The sequence below is a fragment of the Vreelandella arctica genome (genome assembly GCF_037070215.1).
Classification (GTDB): domain Bacteria; phylum Pseudomonadota; class Gammaproteobacteria; order Pseudomonadales; family Halomonadaceae; genus Vreelandella; species Vreelandella arctica.
In genome coordinates, this window is the sequence record NZ_JBANSN010000006.1 from 18,209 (window position 1) to 38,718 (window position 20,510).

General features: G+C 55.1%; 18 protein-coding genes and 2 tRNA genes. 6 read left to right on the plus strand and 14 right to left on the minus strand.

Annotated features, from left to right (window positions below; all coding sequences use genetic code 11):
• Positions 1 to 436 precede the first annotated feature (436 nt).
• The 6 genes from pcnB (at position 437) to V8L70_RS06955 (ending at position 5,979) form a co-directional block, all read left to right on the plus strand.
• Positions 437 to 1,819 carry a polynucleotide adenylyltransferase PcnB gene (gene pcnB / locus V8L70_RS06930; protein WP_336269102.1) on the plus strand — a complete coding sequence of 461 codons (1,383 nt, stop codon included), beginning with the start codon at positions 437 to 439 and terminating at the stop codon, positions 1,817 to 1,819.
• A gap of 11 nt (positions 1,820 to 1,830) precedes the next feature.
• Entirely contained in the window at positions 1,831 to 2,325 is a 495-nt protein-coding gene (gene folK / locus V8L70_RS06935; protein ID WP_336269103.1) for a 2-amino-4-hydroxy-6-hydroxymethyldihydropteridine diphosphokinase, read from the plus strand.
• 153 nt (positions 2,326 to 2,478) lie between these two features.
• Positions 2,479 to 3,270, plus strand: a complete 792-nt coding sequence (gene panB, locus V8L70_RS06940; RefSeq protein WP_336269104.1) for a 3-methyl-2-oxobutanoate hydroxymethyltransferase — start codon at positions 2,479 to 2,481, stop codon at positions 3,268 to 3,270.
• Positions 3,271 to 3,313: 43 nt separating this feature from the next.
• Positions 3,314 to 4,186 (plus strand): pantoate--beta-alanine ligase, encoded by an 873-nt coding sequence (gene panC, locus V8L70_RS06945; RefSeq protein ID WP_336269105.1) that lies wholly within the window; start codon positions 3,314 to 3,316, stop codon positions 4,184 to 4,186.
• Between the two features lie 28 nt (positions 4,187 to 4,214).
• On the plus strand, positions 4,215 to 4,595 hold the full coding sequence (panD, locus tag V8L70_RS06950) for an aspartate 1-decarboxylase (protein WP_101145688.1): 381 nt from the start codon (positions 4,215 to 4,217) through the stop codon (positions 4,593 to 4,595).
• Positions 4,596 to 4,800: 205 nt separating this feature from the next.
• Complete coding sequence (locus V8L70_RS06955; RefSeq protein WP_176304298.1) at positions 4,801 to 5,979, plus strand: acetyl-CoA C-acetyltransferase; 1,179 nt, start codon at positions 4,801 to 4,803, stop codon at positions 5,977 to 5,979.
• Positions 5,980 to 6,056: 77 nt separating this feature from the next.
• On the opposite strand, the gene V8L70_RS06960 is transcribed toward V8L70_RS06955, so the two are convergent.
• From V8L70_RS06960 to folP, 14 genes are all read right to left on the minus strand, one after another.
• A complete protein-coding gene (locus V8L70_RS06960) occupies positions 6,057 to 7,226 on the minus strand; it encodes an MFS transporter (RefSeq protein ID WP_336269107.1) in 1,170 nt (389 codons plus the stop codon).
• A 187-nt stretch (positions 7,227 to 7,413) separates the two neighbouring features.
• Positions 7,414 to 9,582, minus strand: coding sequence for a polyribonucleotide nucleotidyltransferase (gene pnp / locus V8L70_RS06965; RefSeq protein WP_336269108.1), 2,169 nt, complete (start codon positions 9,580 to 9,582; stop codon positions 7,414 to 7,416).
• A gap of 163 nt (positions 9,583 to 9,745) precedes the next feature.
• Positions 9,746 to 10,015: a 30S ribosomal protein S15 gene (gene rpsO, locus V8L70_RS06970; protein ID WP_007111823.1), complete on the minus strand. Its 270-nt coding sequence runs from the start codon at positions 10,013 to 10,015 to the stop codon at positions 9,746 to 9,748.
• A 129-nt stretch (positions 10,016 to 10,144) separates the two neighbouring features.
• On the minus strand, positions 10,145 to 11,065 hold the full coding sequence (gene truB, locus V8L70_RS06975; protein ID WP_336269110.1) for a tRNA pseudouridine(55) synthase TruB: 921 nt from the start codon (positions 11,063 to 11,065) through the stop codon (positions 10,145 to 10,147).
• Positions 11,065 to 11,481, minus strand: a complete 417-nt coding sequence (gene rbfA / locus V8L70_RS06980; protein ID WP_008958799.1) for a 30S ribosome-binding factor RbfA — start codon at positions 11,479 to 11,481, stop codon at positions 11,065 to 11,067. Before rbfA ends, truB begins: the two co-directional genes overlap by 1 nt.
• Before the next feature lie 18 nt (positions 11,482 to 11,499).
• Positions 11,500 to 14,079 carry a translation initiation factor IF-2 gene (gene infB, locus V8L70_RS06985; RefSeq protein ID WP_008958798.1) on the minus strand — a complete coding sequence of 860 codons (2,580 nt, stop codon included), beginning with the start codon at positions 14,077 to 14,079 and terminating at the stop codon, positions 11,500 to 11,502.
• Between the two features lie 27 nt (positions 14,080 to 14,106).
• Positions 14,107 to 15,621 carry a transcription termination factor NusA gene (gene nusA, locus V8L70_RS06990; RefSeq protein WP_008958797.1) on the minus strand — a complete coding sequence of 505 codons (1,515 nt, stop codon included), beginning with the start codon at positions 15,619 to 15,621 and terminating at the stop codon, positions 14,107 to 14,109.
• A gap of 72 nt (positions 15,622 to 15,693) precedes the next feature.
• Entirely contained in the window at positions 15,694 to 16,155 is a 462-nt protein-coding gene (rimP, locus tag V8L70_RS06995; protein ID WP_008958796.1) for a ribosome maturation factor RimP, read from the minus strand.
• Positions 16,156 to 16,508: 353 nt separating this feature from the next.
• Positions 16,509 to 16,585, minus strand: a tRNA-Met gene (locus V8L70_RS07000).
• Between the two features lie 167 nt (positions 16,586 to 16,752).
• Positions 16,753 to 16,839, minus strand: a tRNA-Leu gene (locus V8L70_RS07005).
• 64 nt (positions 16,840 to 16,903) lie between these two features.
• Positions 16,904 to 17,263 carry a preprotein translocase subunit SecG gene (gene secG, locus V8L70_RS07010; protein ID WP_336269112.1) on the minus strand — a complete coding sequence of 120 codons (360 nt, stop codon included), beginning with the start codon at positions 17,261 to 17,263 and terminating at the stop codon, positions 16,904 to 16,906.
• A gap of 4 nt (positions 17,264 to 17,267) precedes the next feature.
• The gene (tpiA, locus tag V8L70_RS07015) at positions 17,268 to 18,017 is read right to left on the minus strand and encodes a triose-phosphate isomerase (RefSeq protein ID WP_336269113.1); all 750 of its coding nucleotides are present in this window, start codon (positions 18,015 to 18,017) and stop codon (positions 17,268 to 17,270) included.
• A gap of 138 nt (positions 18,018 to 18,155) precedes the next feature.
• A complete protein-coding gene (gene glmM / locus V8L70_RS07020) occupies positions 18,156 to 19,505 on the minus strand; it encodes a phosphoglucosamine mutase (RefSeq protein WP_008958793.1) in 1,350 nt (449 codons plus the stop codon).
• The gene (folP, locus tag V8L70_RS07025) at positions 19,502 to 20,416 is read right to left on the minus strand and encodes a dihydropteroate synthase (protein WP_336269114.1); all 915 of its coding nucleotides are present in this window, start codon (positions 20,414 to 20,416) and stop codon (positions 19,502 to 19,504) included. Before folP ends, glmM begins: the two co-directional genes overlap by 4 nt.
• Between the last annotated feature and the right edge of the window lie 94 nt (positions 20,417 to 20,510).

Here is a 20,510-nt window from a genome sequence, read left to right on the forward strand (position 1 = left end):
GAAAGGACGCGACGTACACAACAATTTGCATCCTAACAACAACAAAAGCAGTCAGTGTGTACACCCCGGCGCCAATAATAATTCCCCGGGGGGAGAATAGTTCGCGGTTGGATTATTGTTTTGAATACGAGGCGGTCGGAACTATCGTGATCCTTACGCCTACCGACTGCGGTGCGTATTCAGGGCGATGTGCCATCATGAAGAAAAACAGCAGCATGGACGCTGATTAATTGCTTAATAGGGGAGGCTCTCTTAGCCTCCCTTTTCCGTGTCTGAGTCTTGAGTTTACACACGTTAGCGTCAAGTGCTTTGCAAGCCACTCTTTGCAAGCCATCAAGGGTCGGCTACACTCAGCCACTAATTATTTATGTTCAGTACTCGCTTGAAGTACTTACTAATGGCTATCTTTTCGTACCCTGCGAGTTGAAATTATCGCATGTTTAAAGGATTTACCCGTTTACTACACAGCCCGGGGGAGCAATTGAAAACCTTGCTCGATCCCCAAGAGAGTGCCACCACCGTCCTCTCTCCACGTAATATCCCACGCTCCGAGCACCCTGTTTCTCGCCAGCATATTAGTGATGCCGCGTTAAAAGTGCTCTACCGCCTTAGCGGCGCAGGGTTCGATGCCTATTTGGTGGGCGGCTGCATTCGTGACGCGCTGCTGGGCAAGATGCCCAAGGATTTCGACGTTGTGACAAATGCCACTCCCGAGCAGGTTCGCGATTTATTTCGCAACTCGCGTCTGATCGGCCGCCGTTTTCGGATTGTCCACGTGCGCTTTGGCCGTGAGGTTATTGAGGTCACCACCTTTCGTGGCAAACCCCAAGACGAGCATGGCGATCATATTGCCCACCAGTCCGATGAAGGGTTACTGCTGCGCGACAACGTATGGGGCAACATCGAAGAGGACGCACTGCGGCGCGACTTCACCGTTAACGCGCTCTACTACAATATCGCTGACTTCAGCATTACCGATTTTGCCAATGGTGCCCGGGATATCGAAACCCGCACCCTGCGCTTGATTGGCGACCCGGCGACGCGTTACCGCGAAGACCCGGTACGGATGCTACGCGCGGTGCGCTTTGCGGCTAAGCTCGATTTCACGCTAGACCCCGCCACCGAAGCGCCAATGTACGATCAGGCGCCGCTGCTGCTGCAAATTCCCCCGGCGCGGTTATTCGATGAAGTGCTCAAGCTGTTTATGTCGGGTCATGGCTTAGTCACGTTTCGTCTACTCAGCCACTACGGCCTGTTTGGCATGCTGTTCCCCGAAGCCGAAGAAGCCATGGCTGATGCCGCCTGGGCTGAAGAATTGATTGAGCAAGCGCTGACCAACACCGATAAGCGCATTGCCGAAGAGCGCCCCGTCACCCCGGCCTTCCTGCTGGCAGCATTCTTGTGGGCACCGGTCAAACAGCGCCAGGAAGTGCTGGAGCAAGAGGGCATGCCGCCGATACCCGCGCTTCAAGCAGCCTCTCAACAGGTGGTGTCCCGCCAGTTAGAGTTCACGTCGATACCTAAGCGCTTTGGTATTCCCATGCGGGAAATCTGGGAGTTACAGCAGCGACTGCCCCAGCGACGCGGTAAAAAAGCCTTTCAAACCCGTGAGCACCCACGCTTCCGAGCGGGCTACGACCTGCTCCTGTTGCGCGAACAGGCGGGTGAAATTCCGCGCGGTTTAGGCGACTGGTGGACCGCGTTTCAGCGTGGTGATGAACACGAACAGCGTCGCTTGCTGCAAAAAGTCGGCGGCGATCCGGCTAGTCAAGGTGATGGTCGGCGCAAACGGCGGCGTAAGCCGCGGGCAACAGAGTAGCGAGACTGGGCGTGGGCACCTCTCCTCAACTCGCCTATGTTGGCCTCGGCAGCAATCTTGAGTCGCCCGTAGAGCAGCTTCGCGAGGCGCTTAAAGAGCTTGCCACGCTGCCACTCAGCCGTTTGGTGGCGGCGTCATCACTGTATGCCAGCCGCCCCGTGGGCCCACAAGACCAGCCGGACTTTATCAATGCCGTGGCAGCGCTGGAAACATGCCTTTCGCCATTGGCCTTGCTCGACCAGCTGCAGGCGCTGGAACAACAGCATCGCCGCCGTCGCCAGCGCCACTGGGGGCCCCGCACGCTTGATCTTGACCTGCTGCTCTACGCCAACAACGCTATCGACGTGCCACGCTTACAAGTCCCCCACCCGCAAATGACCGCCCGAGCCTTTGTACTGCTACCGCTCGCAGAGATCGCGACCTCACTCAACCTCTTCCAACAGCCGCTATCAGCATGGCTTAAACGCGTTGAAGACCAAGGTTTGGAACGACTCCCCGACGCCTAGCGTGCGCTCAATGCTACCATCTGACACATATCTCGACACCGACACCCCATTCAGGTAACAATTGCCGGTTACGCCACTTCGCGCATGCAGGGATGCAGCGTCAATAATGGCCGCTGCCTATGTCGCAGTGGCCTTGTATAAAGAGAGCACGCCATGAAAACCGTCACTCTAAGCACGCTGCAGGCCTACAAGCAGGCTGGCGAGACGTTCAGTTGCCTGACCGCTTACGATGCTTCCTTTGCCCACGCGGCAAGCCAGGCAGGCATTGATGTACTGCTGGTCGGTGATTCGCTAGGCATGGTATTACAAGGCCATAACAGCACCTTACCTGTCACTATTGAAGACATCGTTTACCACACTCGCTGTGCAGCGCGCGGTAAAGGCCACAGCCTGTTGATGGTTGATTTGCCGTTTATGAGCAACGCCACTACTGAGCGTCTGCTGGAAGATGCAGCCGCCGTCATGCGTGCGGGTGCGGAATTGGTCAAACTGGAAGGCGAAGCCTGGATGGCCGATGGCATTCGTGAACTGACTCGCCGCGGCGTACCGGTCTGCGCCCACCTTGGCTTAACCCCACAAACCGTGCACCAGCTAGGCGGTTATAAAGTGCAGGGCCGCGATGCCGCTCACGCTGAGCGGATCATTAATGATGCCAAAGTCCTCGTTGAGGCAGGCGCCTCGGTGATTCTGCTTGAGTGCGTTCCCGCGAGTCTGGGCAAAGCGGTAACCGAGGCGCTGGATGTTCCAGTCATCGGTATTGGTGCAGGGCCCGATACCGACGGTCAGATCCTGGTGATGCACGATGTACTCGGTGTTACCCATGGCCGTACACCGCGCTTCGTGAAAAACTTTATGGCCGACGCTGACTGTATTCAAACAGCCTTCCAGCATTACCACGAAGCGGTCAAATCGCGCACGTTCCCGGCCCCAGAGCACTGTTTTTAAATATCGTTTTTGAAAACCGCTTTTAGAAGAAGACACCTCGATTATGCGCACTTTGCGAGACATTGATCAGCTACGCAGTACGCTGCAGGAATACCGTCAGCACGGCCAGCGTATTGCCCTGGTGCCCACGATGGGCAACCTGCATGCGGGGCATTTAGCGCTGGTGGCCTGCGCGCGCCAGCACGCCGATATCGTGGTCTCAAGCCTGTTTGTCAACCCGATGCAGTTCGGCCCAGGGGAAGATTTAGACGGCTATCCGCGGACCTTTAACGCCGACCAGGCGCAGTTGGTTGAGGCTGGCTGTGACGTGCTGTTTGCACCTGCAGTGAGCTCACTTTATCCAAACGGCTTGGATGCTCAAACCCGTGTTCATGTACCCGTCGTCGGCGAGGGGTTGTGCGGTGGCTCGCGTCCCGGCCACTTCGACGGGGTTTCTACCGTCGTCAGCATGCTGTTCAACCTCGTCCAGCCAGACATTGCCTGCTTCGGCGAAAAGGATTACCAACAGCTTGCCGTCATTCGCAAGCTGGTGCGGGATCTGCACATGCCCATCGAGATTATCGGTGTGCCGATCGTGCGTGCCGAGGATGGCTTGGCGCTGTCATCGCGAAATGGTTATTTAAGCAGCGAGGAGCGTGCGAAAGCGCCCGCGCTATATCGCACGCTGTGTACGCTACGCGATAGCCTTGAACACGGCGTGGCTATCGAAACAGCCCTTAAGCAAGGCAAAACCGCGCTCTATGAAGCGGGCTTTACGCCGGACTATCTGGAACTACGTGAGACCACGCTCGCGCCAGTGAGTCCCACCACTCGCCAAGCGATACTGCTGGCCGCCGCCAAGCTAGGCCCAGCGCGATTGATCGACAACGTGACGGTACAACTCCCAGGCAGCACTACCAGCTCTGCCAGCCAATAAACTAACAACCGGTCATAGAGGAACTCCCATGCATACCATTATGCTCAAAGCCAAACTGCACATGGCACGCGTTACTCATGCAGTGCTCAATTACGAAGGCTCCTGTGCCATCGATGGCGATCTGCTGGATATGGCGGGTATTCGCGAAAACGAGCAGATTCAGATTTATAACGTCGAAAACGGCGAGCGTTTTACCACATATGCTATCCGCGGTGAGGAAGGCTCTCGGCTGATCTCGATCAATGGCGCCGCTGCTCACCTCGCCGCCCCTGGCCATCGCATTATTATCTGCAGCTACGCCCACTACACTGAAGCCGAATTGGAAAAGCATCAGCCCGCGCTGGTGTATCTCCAGGAAGGCAACCACGTCAGCCACACCAGTAATATTATTCCGGTGCAGTTAGCGTAGAGGTAGAACACTTCAAGCTTTTCTAAAACGGGCCATTCTGTGGCCCGTTTTAATTTGCTTATAAAAGCGTATTGCCGCAATGCACACCCTTCCCCTATGCTGAAGAGACGGCTGACAGAGCACGTCTAAAAGAGTACGGCTGACAGAGTACGCCAACCGGGCATCTGGAATCAGACTGCCTGCATTTAACTCCAGGAGTCATCTTATGAAAGAAGTAGTCATTGTTGCGGCGCGCCGCACCGCTGTTGGTGCCTTTGGTGGTTCACTGGCTGGCATCCCGGCAAGTGACCTTGGCGCTTTAGTCATTAAAGATATCCTCTCATCAACCGGCGTAGCCCCCGACCAAGTTGATGAAGTACTGCTAGGCCAGGTGTTGACCGCAGGCGTCGGCCAAAACCCAGCTCGCCAAGCATCGATTAAAGGCGGCCTACCGGCCTCGGTACCCGCCATGACCATCAACAAAGTATGTGGTTCAGGTCTTAAAGCGATTCACCTCGCCACGCAGGCAATTCGCTGCGGCGATGCCGACCTGATTCTGGCTGGCGGCCAGGAAAATATGTCAGCGTCTCCCCACGTCCTGCCCAATTCCCGCAATGGTCAGCGTATGGGCGATTGGAAAGCCATCGATACCATGGTGCATGACGGCCTGTGGGACGCGTTCAACGACTACCACATGGGCATTACCGCTGAGAACTTAGCCGAGAAGTACGGTATTACCCGCGAAGAGATGGATAAATTTGCTGCTCAATCTCAGCAGAACGCTGCGAACGCTATTAAAGAGGGCAAATTCAAAAGCCAAATCGTGCCGGTAGAGATTCCTCAGCGTAAAGGCGACCCAATCGTCTTTGATACCGACGAAAACCCGCGCGAAGTCACCGTCGAAAAACTGGCGAGCATGAAGCCAGCATTTAAAAAAGATGGCACCGTTACGGCAGGTAACGCCTCCTCTTTAAATGATGGTGCGGCCGTGGTGATGATTTGTTCCGCTGAGAAAGCCAAAGAGCTTGGCCTGGAGCCGCTAGCGCGTATTGCCGCTTACGCCAACGCCGCTGTTGACCCGGCTATTATGGGGATCGGTCCTGCACCCGCTACCCGCCGCTGTTTAGAGAAAGCGGGCTGGAGCCTGGATGATCTCGATTTAGCAGAAGCCAACGAGGCGTTCGCCGCTCAAGCATTATCCGTCAATAAAGAGCTTGGCTGGGATGTCAGCAAGGTGAACGTTAATGGCGGCGCTATCGCCCTGGGTCACCCAATCGGTGCTTCAGGCTGTCGCGTGCTGGTATCACTGCTGCACGAAATGATCGCTCGTGATGCTAAGAAAGGTCTCGCGACGCTGTGTATCGGCGGTGGTCAGGGTGTAGCGCTGGCCATTGAGCGCCCTTAAATGACTCGCTGGTAATCGCTAATCTCTAATGTCGTGCCCCCACCGCTGCTGGGGGCATTTTTTTGGCGCTTATAGGGTCAGCGCGATTTCACACCGACCACCCTGGCTGGCGTACTAATCACCAATAGTGCCCCCAGCAGGAATAGCCCCGAAGCCGCCCACATGGCAATGGGTAAGCTAGTACCATCGACAATACGCCCACCCAGCATGGCCCCAAGGCCAATGGACATATTGAAAGTGAAAGCCATCAAAGCCGTGGCGGCTTCGGTATTGGGCGCGGTGCGTAAAATCCAGGTCTGGATGCTGACCGATACGCTGCCAAATACCGCCCCCCACGCCATCAACAACATAACACCACTGCTCGGCTGCACACCCAGCACGGGGAACGCAGCCACAACAAGCAGCAACAGGCTGGGAATCGCCAGCACGGCGCGGTAAGGGTGGCGCCCGGCAAATATTCCGGCGGCGATATTGCCCAAAATACCCGCCGCCCCATAGAGCAGTAGCAGGCTACCCACATGGCGTTGGGAAATACCGCTGATCTCTTGCAGAATGGGGCTAATAAAGGTGTAGGCGGCAAAGTGGCCAACCACCACAAAGCCCGTGGTTAACACCGCCACCCGCACTCCCCGATTGCTGAATTGCTGCGCCAATACCCGCAGGCGCACCGGCTCTCTAGGTGGTAATGGCGGCAGCCAGCACCACAGCGCAATCGCTGTTAACAGGCTAAAAACGCCCAGTGCGCCAAAGGCGACCCGCCAGTTACTTAGATCCCCCAACAGCGTGCCTAGCGGCACACCCAACACGGAGGCCGCCGCGACGCCACCAAAGATCATCGTCATTGCTTTTGGCACCTGCGCTTCAGGCACCAGGCGCGGGGCAATACTGCCGGCAACGGCCCAAAACCCACCAATACTAAGCCCCACCAACACCCGAGCGGCAAGCAGCAGTGTGAAACTGCTCGCCAGGGCCGACAACACACTCCCGGCTACCATGACGATCATCAATACCGTGAGCATGATGCGCCTATCCAAGCGCCCCACCGCGACCGGTAATAGCGGGGCTGAAAAGGCAGCCACCACGCCCGGCACGGTGACCATCAAACCCGCCATACCTGGCGTAACACCCATGGAAGCGGCCACTTGAGAGAGCAGCCCAATCGGCAACTGTTCAGCGGTCACCAATAAAAAAATGCCGATCATTACGGCCACCACCGCCCACCAGCGTGGCGCTTGTTCCTGCTCCATTAACTGCTCCCTAACGCTCTCTAAGTACCCGCTTAAAAACCTTTACCGAACAATTCTTTATCGAACAAAACCAATCCTAATAAAACAAACTCTAATAAAACTAATCCTATCCAAAAAATAACGCCCCCGCAGCCAGAGGCTACGAGGGCGATAACAAAAACCTAACTAGCGATTTAAATCGAACTGATTAAATCGTGGCTTCGGCTTCCGTTGCTTCTGCGGCAAAAGCAGCTTTCTCTTCTTCGGTGATCTCTTTCATCGACAGCTTCACGCGGTTGCGGTTGTCGATATCCAGCACCTTAACAATCACGTCGTCGCCTTCGTTCAAGAAGTCACGCACGTTATTAACGCGCTCAGCAACGATCTGCGAGATGTGCACTAGGCCATCGGTCCCCGGCATGATGTTAACAAACGCACCAAAGTCGGCAATACGAACTACCTTACCGTTGTACAGCTTGCCGATCTCTGCTTCGGCGGTAATTGCCAGTACGGTGTCGATGGCGCGTTTCGCAGCGGCTTTATCTTCCGCGTAGATACGGACGGTACCATCGTCGTCGAGATCGATGGATGCACCGGTGTCTTCGCAAATTTTGCGAATCGTCGCGCCGCCTTTACCGATAACATCACGGATTTTGTCAGGATCGATTTTGATGGTGGCCATCGACGGCGCGTTATCGGAGACATCGCTACGGCTCTGGCTGATCACGACATTCATTTGCTCGAGAATACTCAGACGCGCGGTCAGTGCTTGTTGCAGCGCGAGCTCCATAATCTCTTCGTTGATGCCTTCGATCTTGATGTCCATCTGCAGGGCGGTGATGCCCTCTTCCGAACCGGCCACTTTAAAGTCCATATCGCCAAGGTGATCTTCGTCACCCAGGATATCGGTCAAGACGGCAAAGCCATCGGCGTCTTTCACCAAGCCCATGGCAATACCAGCGACCGGTGCTTTCAACGGCACACCCGCGTCCATCAAGGCCAGCGAAGAGCCACATACAGAGGCCATCGAGCTTGAACCGTTAGACTCGGTGATTTCAGACACTACACGAATGGTATACGGGAAAGCGTCTTCGGCAGGCAGCATGGCCTGCACGCCACGACGCGCCAGGCGACCGTGACCGATTTCACGACGCTTCGGGCCACCCATGAAGCCAGCTTCGCCTACTGAGTAAGGGGGGAAGTTGTAGTGCAGCATAAAGCGATCTTTGCGCTCACCTTCCAGCGACTCGATTAGCTGAGAGTCACGCAGCGTGCCCAGCGTCGCCACGGCAATCGCCTGGGTCTCACCACGCGTAAAGATGGCAGAACCGTGCGCTTTTGGCAGCACACCAACTTCGATGGCCAAGGGGCGCACGGTTTGGTTATCACGACCGTCAATACGCGGCTCGCCTTTTACAACGCGTGAACGGACAACGCGTTTTTCCAAACCAGCAAAGGCACTTTTCACGTCATCTTTACTGAACTTGTCATTTACCGGTTCGCCTTCATCGGCTGCCAGCTGCTCAATGGCTTGAGCTTTCAGCTCAGCTAACGCATCTTGGCGCTGCATCTTGTCGGTGATGCGGTAGGCGTCGCCCACTTTAGCTTCAAAGGCATCGGCCATGGCGGCTTTGAGCGCCACATTTTCTTCAGCGGCCTGCCATTCCCAGCGCGGCTTGCCCGCTTCGGCGACCAGCTCGTTGATCGCACTGATAGCGACCTGCATCTCCTGGTGACCGAACAGTACGGCACCCAGCATCTCGTCTTCAAGCAGCTCTTTGGCTTCGGACTCAACCATCAGCACGGCTTTTTCAGTACCGGCGACGACCATGTCGAGCTCAGAGGTGGCCAGTTCTTCAACCGTCGGGTTGAGGAAGTAACCCTGTTCTTCGTTAAAGCCAACGCGGGCTGCGCCAATCGGGCCACTAAACGGTACGCCAGAGATACTCAGCGCGGCGGAGGTGCCAAGCAAAGCGGCAATATCCGGATCGTGGTTACGATCGGTAGAGAGAACGGTACAGACAACCTGCACTTCGTTCATAAAGCCTTTGGGGAACAGCGGGCGGATAGGGCGGTCAATCAGGCGCGAAGTTAGCGTCTCTTTTTCAGTGGGGCGCCCTTCGCGCTTGAAGAAGCCGCCAGGAATTTTGCCCACCGCGTAGGTTTTCTCTTGGTAGTGTACCGAGAGGGGGAAAAAGGGCTGACTCGGGTTAGCTTCTTTTCGAGCAACCACGGTACACAGTACGACGGTGTCATCCATTGTTACCATGACAGCGCCGGTAGCTTGGCGAGCAATACGCCCGGTTTCGAGCGTGACGGTGCTACGACCGTACTGGAACGTTTTCTTTACCGGATTCACAGCGACTTCCTTCAGCATTATCAATATCTACTTGTCTATTCGTTTAGGTCGTTTTGACTCGTTACCATTCTAGGCGCTGGAGCGCGTTAGGGCTACCTGTTCCCTCTCGTCGTCAACTCGAAACATAAAAAAACGGGCAGCTCCTTGGGAGCTGCCCGTTTCTAATCATTGCCGTTAACGCTTAACGACGCAGACCTAAACGCTGAATCAGAGACTGATAGCGTTCGAAATCTTTACGCTTTAGGTAGTCCAGCAGCTTACGACGCTGGTTAACCATGCGGATCAGACCACGACGAGAGTGGTGATCCTGCTTGTTGGTCTTGAAGTGGTCCTGCAGGCCATTGATGTTGGCGCTCAGCAGTGCAACCTGCACTTCAGGGGAACCGGTATCGTTATCGCCGCGGCCGTATTCAGTGACGATCTCGGCCTTCTTCTCAGCGGTTAAAGCCATCTGTATCTCCAGTAAGCAATATGCCTAAAAATGAATGGGTGAGACCACGCATATTTGCAGTCTCAAGCTACTATGTGCGTCTTGCATCTTACTATTTTCACGTAGTCTGCGGCGTCCTTGCAACAGGCCTTACGAGATAGCGACGGTACTTAACAGCCGCTTAGGCGCCACTTCCTGGGCACCTTTCACTACACCAAGGCCGATAAACGTCTCGGCGTAATAAAGTCTGGCTACGTCGTCCGCGGCTAATGCACCGGTTTCGAGAGCAGCGGGCTGGCCATGGGCCAAACGGGCGTGAGCGGTGTCATCGACTGTCAGTAACGGTAAATGATCAACGAGCACATCCACGGGCATTAGCTCAGCTTCCAAGGCGGCTTGGTCGGCTAACGCTTCCAAGGCCTCTAGCGTCCACATCGCGTCGGCTAAAAAGGGCCCTGTTTTGAGCCTTCTTAGTTGACTAATGTGCGCGCCACAGCCAAGCGCCTGACCAATATCTTCGGCTAACGTGCGGATATAAGTGCCTTTACTGCAACTTACTTCCAGCTCGAAAGCCGTGCCATCAAATGAAAGCAGGCGCGCATCATACACGCTTATCCGGCGTGCTGCACGCTCTACGTGTTTGCCTTCACGGGCCAACTCGTAGAGTTTTTTGCCCTGATGCTTTAAAGCCGAATACATGGGCGGCACTTGGTCAATCTCACCGCGAAAGCGGGTGAGCACAGCTTTTACGTCATCGACGCTTAGGCTGGGAACCTCATGCTGCTCCATCACCGAGCCTTCCGCATCGCCGGTATCGGTGATAACCCCCAGTTCTACCCGGGTGCGATACACCTTGTCGGCTTCAAGCAAGTGCGACGAGAACTTGGTCGCTTCTCCAAGGCAGATCGGCAATAAGCCGGTTGCCATCGGGTCTAGCGTGCCGGTGTGTCCGGCTTTTTGAGCCTGGAATAACCGACGAACACGCTGCAGCGCATGGTTGCTGGAAACGCCCTTGGGCTTATCCAGCAGCAGTACGCCATTGACCGGCAAACCGCGACGTTGGCGCGCCACTAGCGAGTTTCCTCACTTTGCTCGGCGTCGGCGTCATCCTCGTCATCTTGATAGCGTGCACGATCCGTGGTCACCGCTTCATCAATCAATGAAGAGAGTTGCTGACCACGCACCACGCTTTCATCGAAATGAAAACGCAGCTCCGGTACGTGACGTAGCTTGATGCGCTTAGCAATCTGGCTTCTTAGAAAACCGGCGGCACGCTTAAGCACTTGCAGGTTTTCTTTAATACGCTCGGGTTCTTGCTCACCCAACAAAGTGACGTAGACATCGGAGTAGCCAAGGTCACGGCTAACGGTAACGCCGCTAACGGTGACCATACCTAAACGTGGGTCTTTCACTTCACGTTGGATCAACACCGCCAGCTCCTTTTGGAGCTGGTCGGCTACCCGGTCGGTACGCTTAAATTCGCGCATGTTTAGCTCCTCGCAACCTTACAGGCTGCGCTCGACCTTCACTTGGTCGAAGACTTCGATCTTATCGCCGACTTGGACATCGTTGTAGTTCTTCACGCCGATACCACACTCCATGCCGTTGCGCACTTCCTGCACATCGTCTTTGAAGCGGCGCAGCGATTCGAGCTCACCTTCGTAGATCACCACGTCATCACGCAGCACGCGGATCTTCTTATTACGATGCACGTTGCCTTCAATCACCATACAACCGGCGATCGCACCAATCTTCGGCGCACGGAAGACGTCGCGTACTTCGGCAATACCAACGATCTCTTCTTTCCACTCAGGGGCGAGCATACCGCTCATCGCCTGTTTGACCTCGTCGATCAGCTGGTAAATAACGCTGTAGTAGCGCAGATCCAGACCTTCACGCTCAATGATCTCGCGGGCAGCAGCGTCAGCACGGACGTTAAAGCCGACCACGATGGCTTCAGAAGCAAGTGCCAAGTTGGCATCGGTACCGGTGATACCACCCACACCCGAAGAAACCACGGCCACTTCCACTTCATCGGTGGAGAGCTCTTCCAGGGCGCCTTTGATCGCTTCCAGGGAGCCTTGAACGTCGGCTTTGAGGACGACATTGACCTTGGCCACTTCGTCTTGGCCCATCTGGCTGAACATGTTCTCCAGTTTGGCCTTCTGCTGACGTGCCAGGCGTACTTCGCGGTATTTGCCTTGACGGAAGTTAGCCACTTCGCGGGCTTTTTTCTCGTCGGCGACGACCATAAAGTCATCACCGGCATCCGGTGTACCGCCTAAGCCTTGGATCTCTACCGGCATGGCCGGACCAACCGAATCAACCTGCTGGGCAAGTTCGTTGGTCAGCGCACGCACACGACCATAATGCAGACCCGCCAGGACGATATCGCCCTTTTTCAGTGTACCGTTCTGAACCAGTACGGTAGCGACCGGGCCACGGCCTTTATCAAGGCGTGACTCAACCACCACACCTTTACCTGGCGCGGAAGGCACGGCTTTTAGCTCAAGCACTTCGGAGGCCAGCTGGATCGCTTCCAGCAGCTCTTCCATACCTTCACCTGTCTTAGCAGACACGTGAACAAACTGGGTGTCACCGCCCCACTCTTCCGAAATCACGCCGTGCTGGGAAAGCTCGTTCTTGATGCGATCCAGGTCGATACCCTGCTTATCGATCTTATTCACCGCCACCACCATCGGTACTTCAGCGGCTTTGGAGTGCTCAATCGCTTCAATGGTCTGCGGCATCACGCCGTCATCCGCTGCAACGACCAGAATCACGACGTCCGTTGCCTTGGCACCACGGGCACGCATGGCGGTAAACGCCGCGTGGCCTGGGGTATCCAGGAAGGTAACGCCACCGTGGTTATCTTCCACGTGATACGCACCGATGTGCTGGGTAATACCGCCCGCTTCACCAGTGGCAACCTTCGCCTTACGGATATAATCCAGCAGCGAGGTTTTACCGTGGTCAACGTGACCCATCACCGTAACAACGGGTGAGCGAGTAATCTCTTCGCCTTCGTAGGAGATGCCTTCGAGCATTTCCGTTTCCAGCGCGTCATCTTTAACCAGCTTCGCGGTATGGCCCATCTCTTCCACCACGATCGCCGCCGTATCCTGATCGATAGTTTGGTTGATGGTGACCGCTGCGCCCATGTTAAACATGGCCTTGATCACTTCGTTAGCCTTGATCGACATTTTGTCGGCCAATTCCGCCACGCTGATCGATTCTGGGATCGATACTTCACGCACCATCGGCTGAGTCGGTTTCTGGAAAGCGTGCTTGCCATTGCCGGTTTGGTTGCCACCACGGCGACCACCACGACGTTGTTCGGCACGTTTTACCTTCTTACCGCCGCCACCGCGTTTACGCTCTTCGCGATCACCACGATCTTCATCGTCACGACGACCTTTGGCCTTCGCTGCCGTTTTCTTCGGCGGCGCGGTACGACGGTCAGAGCGGCCCTCTTTCGGCGGCGCCGGCGGCATATCGTCACCAGACGGGGTATCGTCGATTTGCAGATTAGGCACGTCGAGATCAGGCGTTACAGGCGCTTTTTCAGCTCTCGGCTTGGCGTCAGCTGGCTTTTTAGCGACGGCATCTTTCTTGCTCGCTGCTTCTTCAGCCGCTTTAGCTGCCTGGGCCTTCTGCGCAGCTGCTTTTTCTTCAGCGACACGCGCATCGTTTACTTTGCGCTCAGCTTCCGCTTCCGCCATATCGCCCACTAATTGGCGTGGGCCGGTGTAGCTAGGCTCTGGCGCTTTCGGCTTCTCATCTTCAGCGCTTTTGACGTAAGTCTTTTTCTTACGTACCTGCACTTCGATAGTTTTGCCACGCTCGCCAGTATTAATACGGCTACGGGTTTTGCGTGTCAGCGTGATGCGGTTTTTGCCCGCTTCAGCCGTGTCGCTGCCACCGTGGCTTTTCTTCAAGAAACTCAGCAGCTTTTGCTTATCTTCTTCAGACACAGCATCGCTTTCAGAAGCGTGCTCTAAACCTGCTTCTTTCATTTGCTCTAGTAGGCGGGGCACATCACGGCCCACCTTTCCTGCGAAATCTTTAACTGTCATATCTGACATATTGACCCTCCTCAGCCCGTGACCTGTTTACTGTGTGTTCGAATCCGATGCGTCATCGACTTCAAACCAGGGCGCACGGGCAGTCATGATCAGTGCCGCTGCGCGCGCTTCGTCCAACTCCTCGATATCGACCAGATCGTCGACAGACTGCTCGGCGAGATCTTCCATAGTGACAATGCCGCGACTGGCCAAAATGAAGGCCAGGTGGCGCTCCATGCCATCCATCTCCAGCAGATCAGCTGCTGGTTGGGCACCGTCTAGCGCTTCTTCCGAGGCAATTGCCATCGTCAGCAGCTCGTCTTTCGCACGTGCGCGTAGCTGCTCTACTAATTCTTCATCGAACTCTTCGATTTCGAGCATCTCTTCCATCGGCACGTAGGCGACTTCTTCCAGGGTAGTGAACCCCTCTTCCACCAACAGGCGAGCGACATCTTCATCCACTTCAAGGTGCTGGATGAAAGAGTCCACCAGGCTATCAATCTCTTGGTCGCGCTTAGACTCTGCTTCTTCTTCGGTCATGACGTTAATCCGCCAGCCGGTAAGCTCAGAGGCCAAACGCACGTTCTGGCCGCTACGGCCAATGGCCTGAGCCAGATTATCTTGCGCTACGGCCACGTCCATCGCGTGGGCATCTTCGTCAACAAGGATAGACCCAACATCGGCGGGCGCCATGGCATTAATTACCAACTGGGCGGGATTGTCGTCCCACAACACAATATCGACACGCTCGTTTTGCAGCTCGGACGAGACTGCTTGAACTCGCGAACCGCGCATACCCACACAGGCACCCACGGGGTCGATACGGCGATCATTGGTTTTAACCGCAATTTTGGCGCGCGAACCGGGATCACGCGCAGCCCCTTTAATCTCAATCAGCTGCTCAGCGATTTCAGGCACTTCAATTTTGAACAGCTCGATGATCAGCTCGGGACATGTCCGCGATAGCTGGAGCTGGGCGCCACGAGCGTCCGGGTCTACTTTGACCAACAGGGCACGCACCCGCTCATTCATGCGGTAACGCTCACCGTGGATCATTTCATTGCGGGGTAAAAACGCCTCAGCGTTTTCGCCCAAATCAATGATCAGACCGTCGCGGGTGGTTTTCTTAACAATGCCGGCAACCAGTTCGCCTTCACGATCTGCATATTGGCGCACGACTTCAGCCCGCTCAGCTTCACGCACTTTCTGTACGATAACCTGCTTAGCGGTTTGCGCAGCAATACGACCAAACGATGCGTTTTCGATGGTTTTTTCAACCACATCGCCCAACTTTAGCGGCGGATCACGCTGCTCGGCGATGGTCTCTTTAATTTCATAATCTGGCGTTTCAAACTCGTCGTCTTCTACGACAGTCCAGAAGCGGAAGGTTTCGTATTCACCGGTGCGACGATCAATATGCACGCGCACATTGGCTTCTTCTTTATCAAACCGCTTACGTGACGCGCTCGCAAGAGCGGCTTCTACCGCTTCGAAGATGACATCACGTGGGACGCCCTTCTCATTGGAGATCGCGTCAACGACCATTAAAATTTCTTTACTCATGCGTATGCCTCGCCAGAAAACCTATCCTTATGTGCATCACCCCGGCAGCCTGCCGGCAGCGCCGCCACTCGGTTAATCGTCGAACTGCGGTACAATGTGAGCAGAATCAATACTCTCAATAGGAAAGCAATACTCTTCGCCATCCAGTTGAATGAGTACTTCATCCCCCTCAACACCGACCAGAAGCCCTTGATACTTGCGCCGCCCGTCAAAGGCAGTGCGCAGCTTGAGCGCGACGTGATGACCTTGAAAGCGGGTAAACTGATCCAGGGAATACAAGGGACGTGCCATGCCTGGCGAGGAGACTTCCAACCGATACTCACCGGCAATGGGGTCTTCCACATCCATAACAGCACTGACTTGGCGGCTAATATCTGCGCAGTCTTCCACGCTAACGCCACTCTCGCGCTCGATATAGATCACAAGCCGCGAATTTTTGCCCTGGGAAAGATGGTCGATGCCCCATAGCTCAAAGCCCATGGCAGCAACAACAGGTTCGATCAGCGCGTGAAGCGCAGCGTGTTTAGTGGCCACAGACAAAGCTCCTATAGCCGTTGCATCAGGCACCTGGCCAGGAGTTATTAGAAAAGCTAGGTGGCTGATTGGCGTTACTCGGAAATGTGCTCCCGGTTATCCGGACGCATCCGCTATTAAGATTACTCATATTAGCGACAAGCGGGCGCTAGCCCAATGCTCTTGCTAACCAAAAGCTGCTAACAAAAAGCCCCTTCACTGGAAGGGGCTTTTTAAAAGAAACCTTAAGTACTAATTCTTCAGTACTATCTTCAAGTACCGTTTCAGCAACACGCCCCAGGATTTACCTGATAGAAGTTATTTTCAATCTATAGCAATAGAGAAAACAACTTTTCAAACATGCTACTAGAAAATGGTAGCGGGGACCGGATTTGAACCGATGACCTTCGGGTTATGAGCCCGACGAGCTACCAGACTGCTCCACCCCGCATCAATCTAGGTCGACGATAATAGACACTAAAGCTACTTACGTCAACAACTACTTGCTTCAAGAACACGTTACTTGAAGCTGTCTTTCATTTTAGCTGCTAAATGCGATGTTCTCATTTTAACAACCCAAAAAGACATTCTGGGAAGCTGGCGAGCCAGCAAAACAGATGGTGCCGAAGGCGGGACTTGAACCCGCACGACCATACGGTCACTACCCCCTCAAGATAGCGTGTCTACCAATTCCACCACTTCGGCATCAGGGGAGACTACAAAATCACAGCGGTTAAATCTTCAACTACGCAGTCAATTCATCCACTACTTAGTCGCTGCTTTCCTCTAGCACTGGCGCGGTATTATCCACGTCTGCAGGCCTGTCGTCAAGCGTCGGAACGCTTTGCTGCTGCTCGATCAAACGCGAGTCTGGAATACCTGCTTCTGGTGCCTGACCAGCCTGGGTGGCGAAGTAAGCCAGTGCCATAGAGGTAACGAAGAAACCCGCCGCCAAAATAGCTGTCGTGCGCGATAAAAAGTTACCGCTGCCCCGCGAACCAAACACGGTTTGTGAAGCACCGCCCCCGAAAGCCGCACCGGCTTCGGCACCTTTACCCTGCTGAAGCAGAATGAGTACCACCAGGGCGACCGCAATCACCACATGGATCATAAGAATTGCAACTTGCATGGCGTTATCCTGCTGACTGACAAATGGCATAAAAATCATCGGTCTTGAGTGAGGCTCCGCCCACTAGACCGCCGTCGATATCTGGCTGAGCAAGCAGCTCAGCCGCATTACTTGCGTTCATACTGCCGCCGTATAGCAAACGCAGCTGTTCAGCTAACCCCTTATCAAAGCCCGCCTGGTAAGCACGAATGCCTGCCATGACTTCCTGGGCTTGCTCAGGAGATGCCGTGCGCCCAGTGCCAATTGCCCAAACAGGCTCGTAGGCAATAACCACTTGCTTGCGCTGGTCTGGCTCCAGGTGAGACATTACATGCCCTACTTGACGCAGCACCACGTCCATCGTGCGGTCCGCGTCGCGCTCATCCAAGGATTCCCCCACACAGAGAATCGGCGTGATATCCACGCTCAATGCCGCTAGCAGGCGCGCAAATATCTGTTCGTCGCTCTCTTTATAAAGCTGACGCCGCTCTGAGTGCCCTACCAAGACGTAAGAGACCGCAAACTCTTTGAGCATACGACCACTCACTTCACCAGTATGGGCACCAGAGTGAATGGGATTCAACGTTTGTGCGCCCAATGATAGTCCCGTGCCCTCAAACGCAAGGCGCGCCGCATCCAAATAAGGGAACGGCGGAATGATAACGACATCCACGCCCTTTGGCGATACGGCGGCAGAGAAGGCCTGGCCGAATTCGTTGATCAACGCCACGGAACCGTTCATTTTCCAGTTGCCGGCAATTAAAGGCGTACGCATCGACTCTCCTCACTCAAGGTGGAGCGAAATGGTATAGGAGCGGCCTTGTCAAGACAACCGCTGTTGCAAGCACAGGTTTGCTTTCCTGGGCCAGCTAGCTATATCGACCAGCTAGCTATATCGAATAGTGGGGCACGTTTATTTAAGCAATGCCTGAACTTGATCAGCCAAGCTGTGCGCCAATTGCTCGACATCCAAATGGGCACGCCCCTCCACCATCACACGAATCAGTGGTTCAGTGCCTGACGGGCGCAACAATACGCGCCCTTCATCGCCCAGTTCATGCTCTAACGCAGCAACCGCCTGCTGTAGCGGCGCCGATGCCATCACCTCTTTAGCACTTGTATGGGCGGGTAATCGCACATTAATCAGCGCCTGCGGCACTTTTTCCAGCTCTTTTAGTAGCGTCGGCAGGCTCTTCTGCTCGCGCATCATCAGCGCCAACACCTGCAGCGCCGAGACGATACCATCACCGGTAGTCTGCACATGACCGCACACAATATGACCCGACGACTCACCGCCCAACTCCCAACCGTTGGCGGCCATTCGCTCCATGACAAAACGGTCGCCCACTTTTGCACGCTCAAAAGGAATACCCAGCTTATCCAGCGCCATGGATAGGCCAAAATTAGACATCAAAGTGCCCACCACGCCGCCCTGCAGCAAACCACGCTCATGACGATCACGGGCAATTAAATAGAGAATATCGTCGCCATCGACTTCGCGACCATCGCCGTCAACCAACATTACGCGATCGCCATCACCGTCAAAGGCAATCCCCAAGTCTGCATTTTGCTGAATGACGGCAGCACGCAGTGCGGCGGGATGCGTTGAGCCCACCTGCTGGTTAATATTCAACCCGTCGGGCGCAGCGCCGATCGTGGTGACGTAAGCCCCCAGCTCGCGAAACACATTAGGCGCGATATGGTAAGTGGCGCCGTGGGCGCAATCCAATACCACTTTAAGACCGTGCAAACTAAGCCGATCAGGCAGGGTTGATTTGCAAAATTCGATGTAACGGCCTGCGGCGTCGTCGATACGGGTAGCTTTACCCAACTGAGCGGCTTCTGCCGTGGTCAGTGGCGCTTCAAGCATGGCCTCAATACGATCTTCCGTTTCATCAGGAAGCTTCTTGCCCTCTGCGGAGAAGAATTTGATGCCATTGTCATCGAAGGGGTTATGCGATGCCGAAATGACAATCCCCGCGTCGGCACGGAACGTACGCGTTAAGTAGGCGATGCCCGGCGTCGGCATTGGCCCCAGCAGCGACACATCCACACCGGCGGCAGAAAGCCCCGCCTCTAATGCGGATTCAAACATGTAGCCAGAGATACGCGTATCTTTGCCAATTAACACCCGCGTTCGGCCTTTATCACGACGCAAGACCTGCCCTGCCGCCCAGCCTAGCTTGAGCATAAAATCAGCCGTAATGGGCGATTTACCCACTGTGCCGCGAATACCATCGGTACCAAAATAGCGCCTTGTCATGCGTTAGACTCCTTGTTAAGCGGCGGCTCGCAGCCCTCTTGTAGTACCGCCCACGCCATATTGACTGCATCTACCGTTGCAGCGACATCATGTACACGCAGAATATTCGCCCCACGCTCTACCGCCATGGCCGCCAGTGCCAAACCACCGGAAAGACGCTCCTCTACCGGGCGGCCTAACACTTTGCCAATCATACTCTTGCGCGACATACCTACCAGCAATGGAAGCTCCAACGATTGCAGAGTCTCCATATATTTGAGTAAGCGTAGATTGTGTTCGACGGTTTTGCCGAAGCCAAAACCAGGATCAATTAAAAGCCGATTACGGCGCAGCCCGGCCGCCTCACACTCGGCCACTCGACGGGCCAAATAGTCTGCTACCTCTTCCTCAATTGGGCGCGGATAAGCAGGTGCTTGCTGCATATCATGCGGCTCGCCCTGGCGATGCATTAAGCAAACGGGCAGGCCACTGCCTACCGCAGCCAACAGCGCCCCTTCGCGCTCTAACGCGCGCACGTCGTTAAGCATACCGGCGCCCAGCTCACTCGCCTCGCGGATAACGGCAGGACAACTGGTATCCACCGATACCAGCGCATCCAGTTCGCGCACCAGGATTTCTACCACGGGGGCAACCCGGTCAAGCTCTTCCTGGGGGCTGACAGGCGTAGCGCCAGGACGAGTCGACTCGCCGCCCACATCAATGATTGCCGCCCCTTCCGCCAACATTCGCTCGGCATGGCGCAACGCATCATCTAACGCTACGTGCTGACCGCCATCAGAAAAAGAGTCGGGTGTTACATTAAGGATGCCCATAACGCGGGGAAAGGAGAGATCCAGCAGGTGGCGTCCACAACGCAGCTGGAAAGCATTTTCAGCTGTTTGCGTAGAGGACGTATCCATAAGTGATTTCATGCTGCAGCCTGGTCAATAAAAGAAACTTTGCAGTGTTATAGGTACAGCATAACAAAAAAGGCGCCCCTTGACGGGGCGCCTTCGGCTTATACGC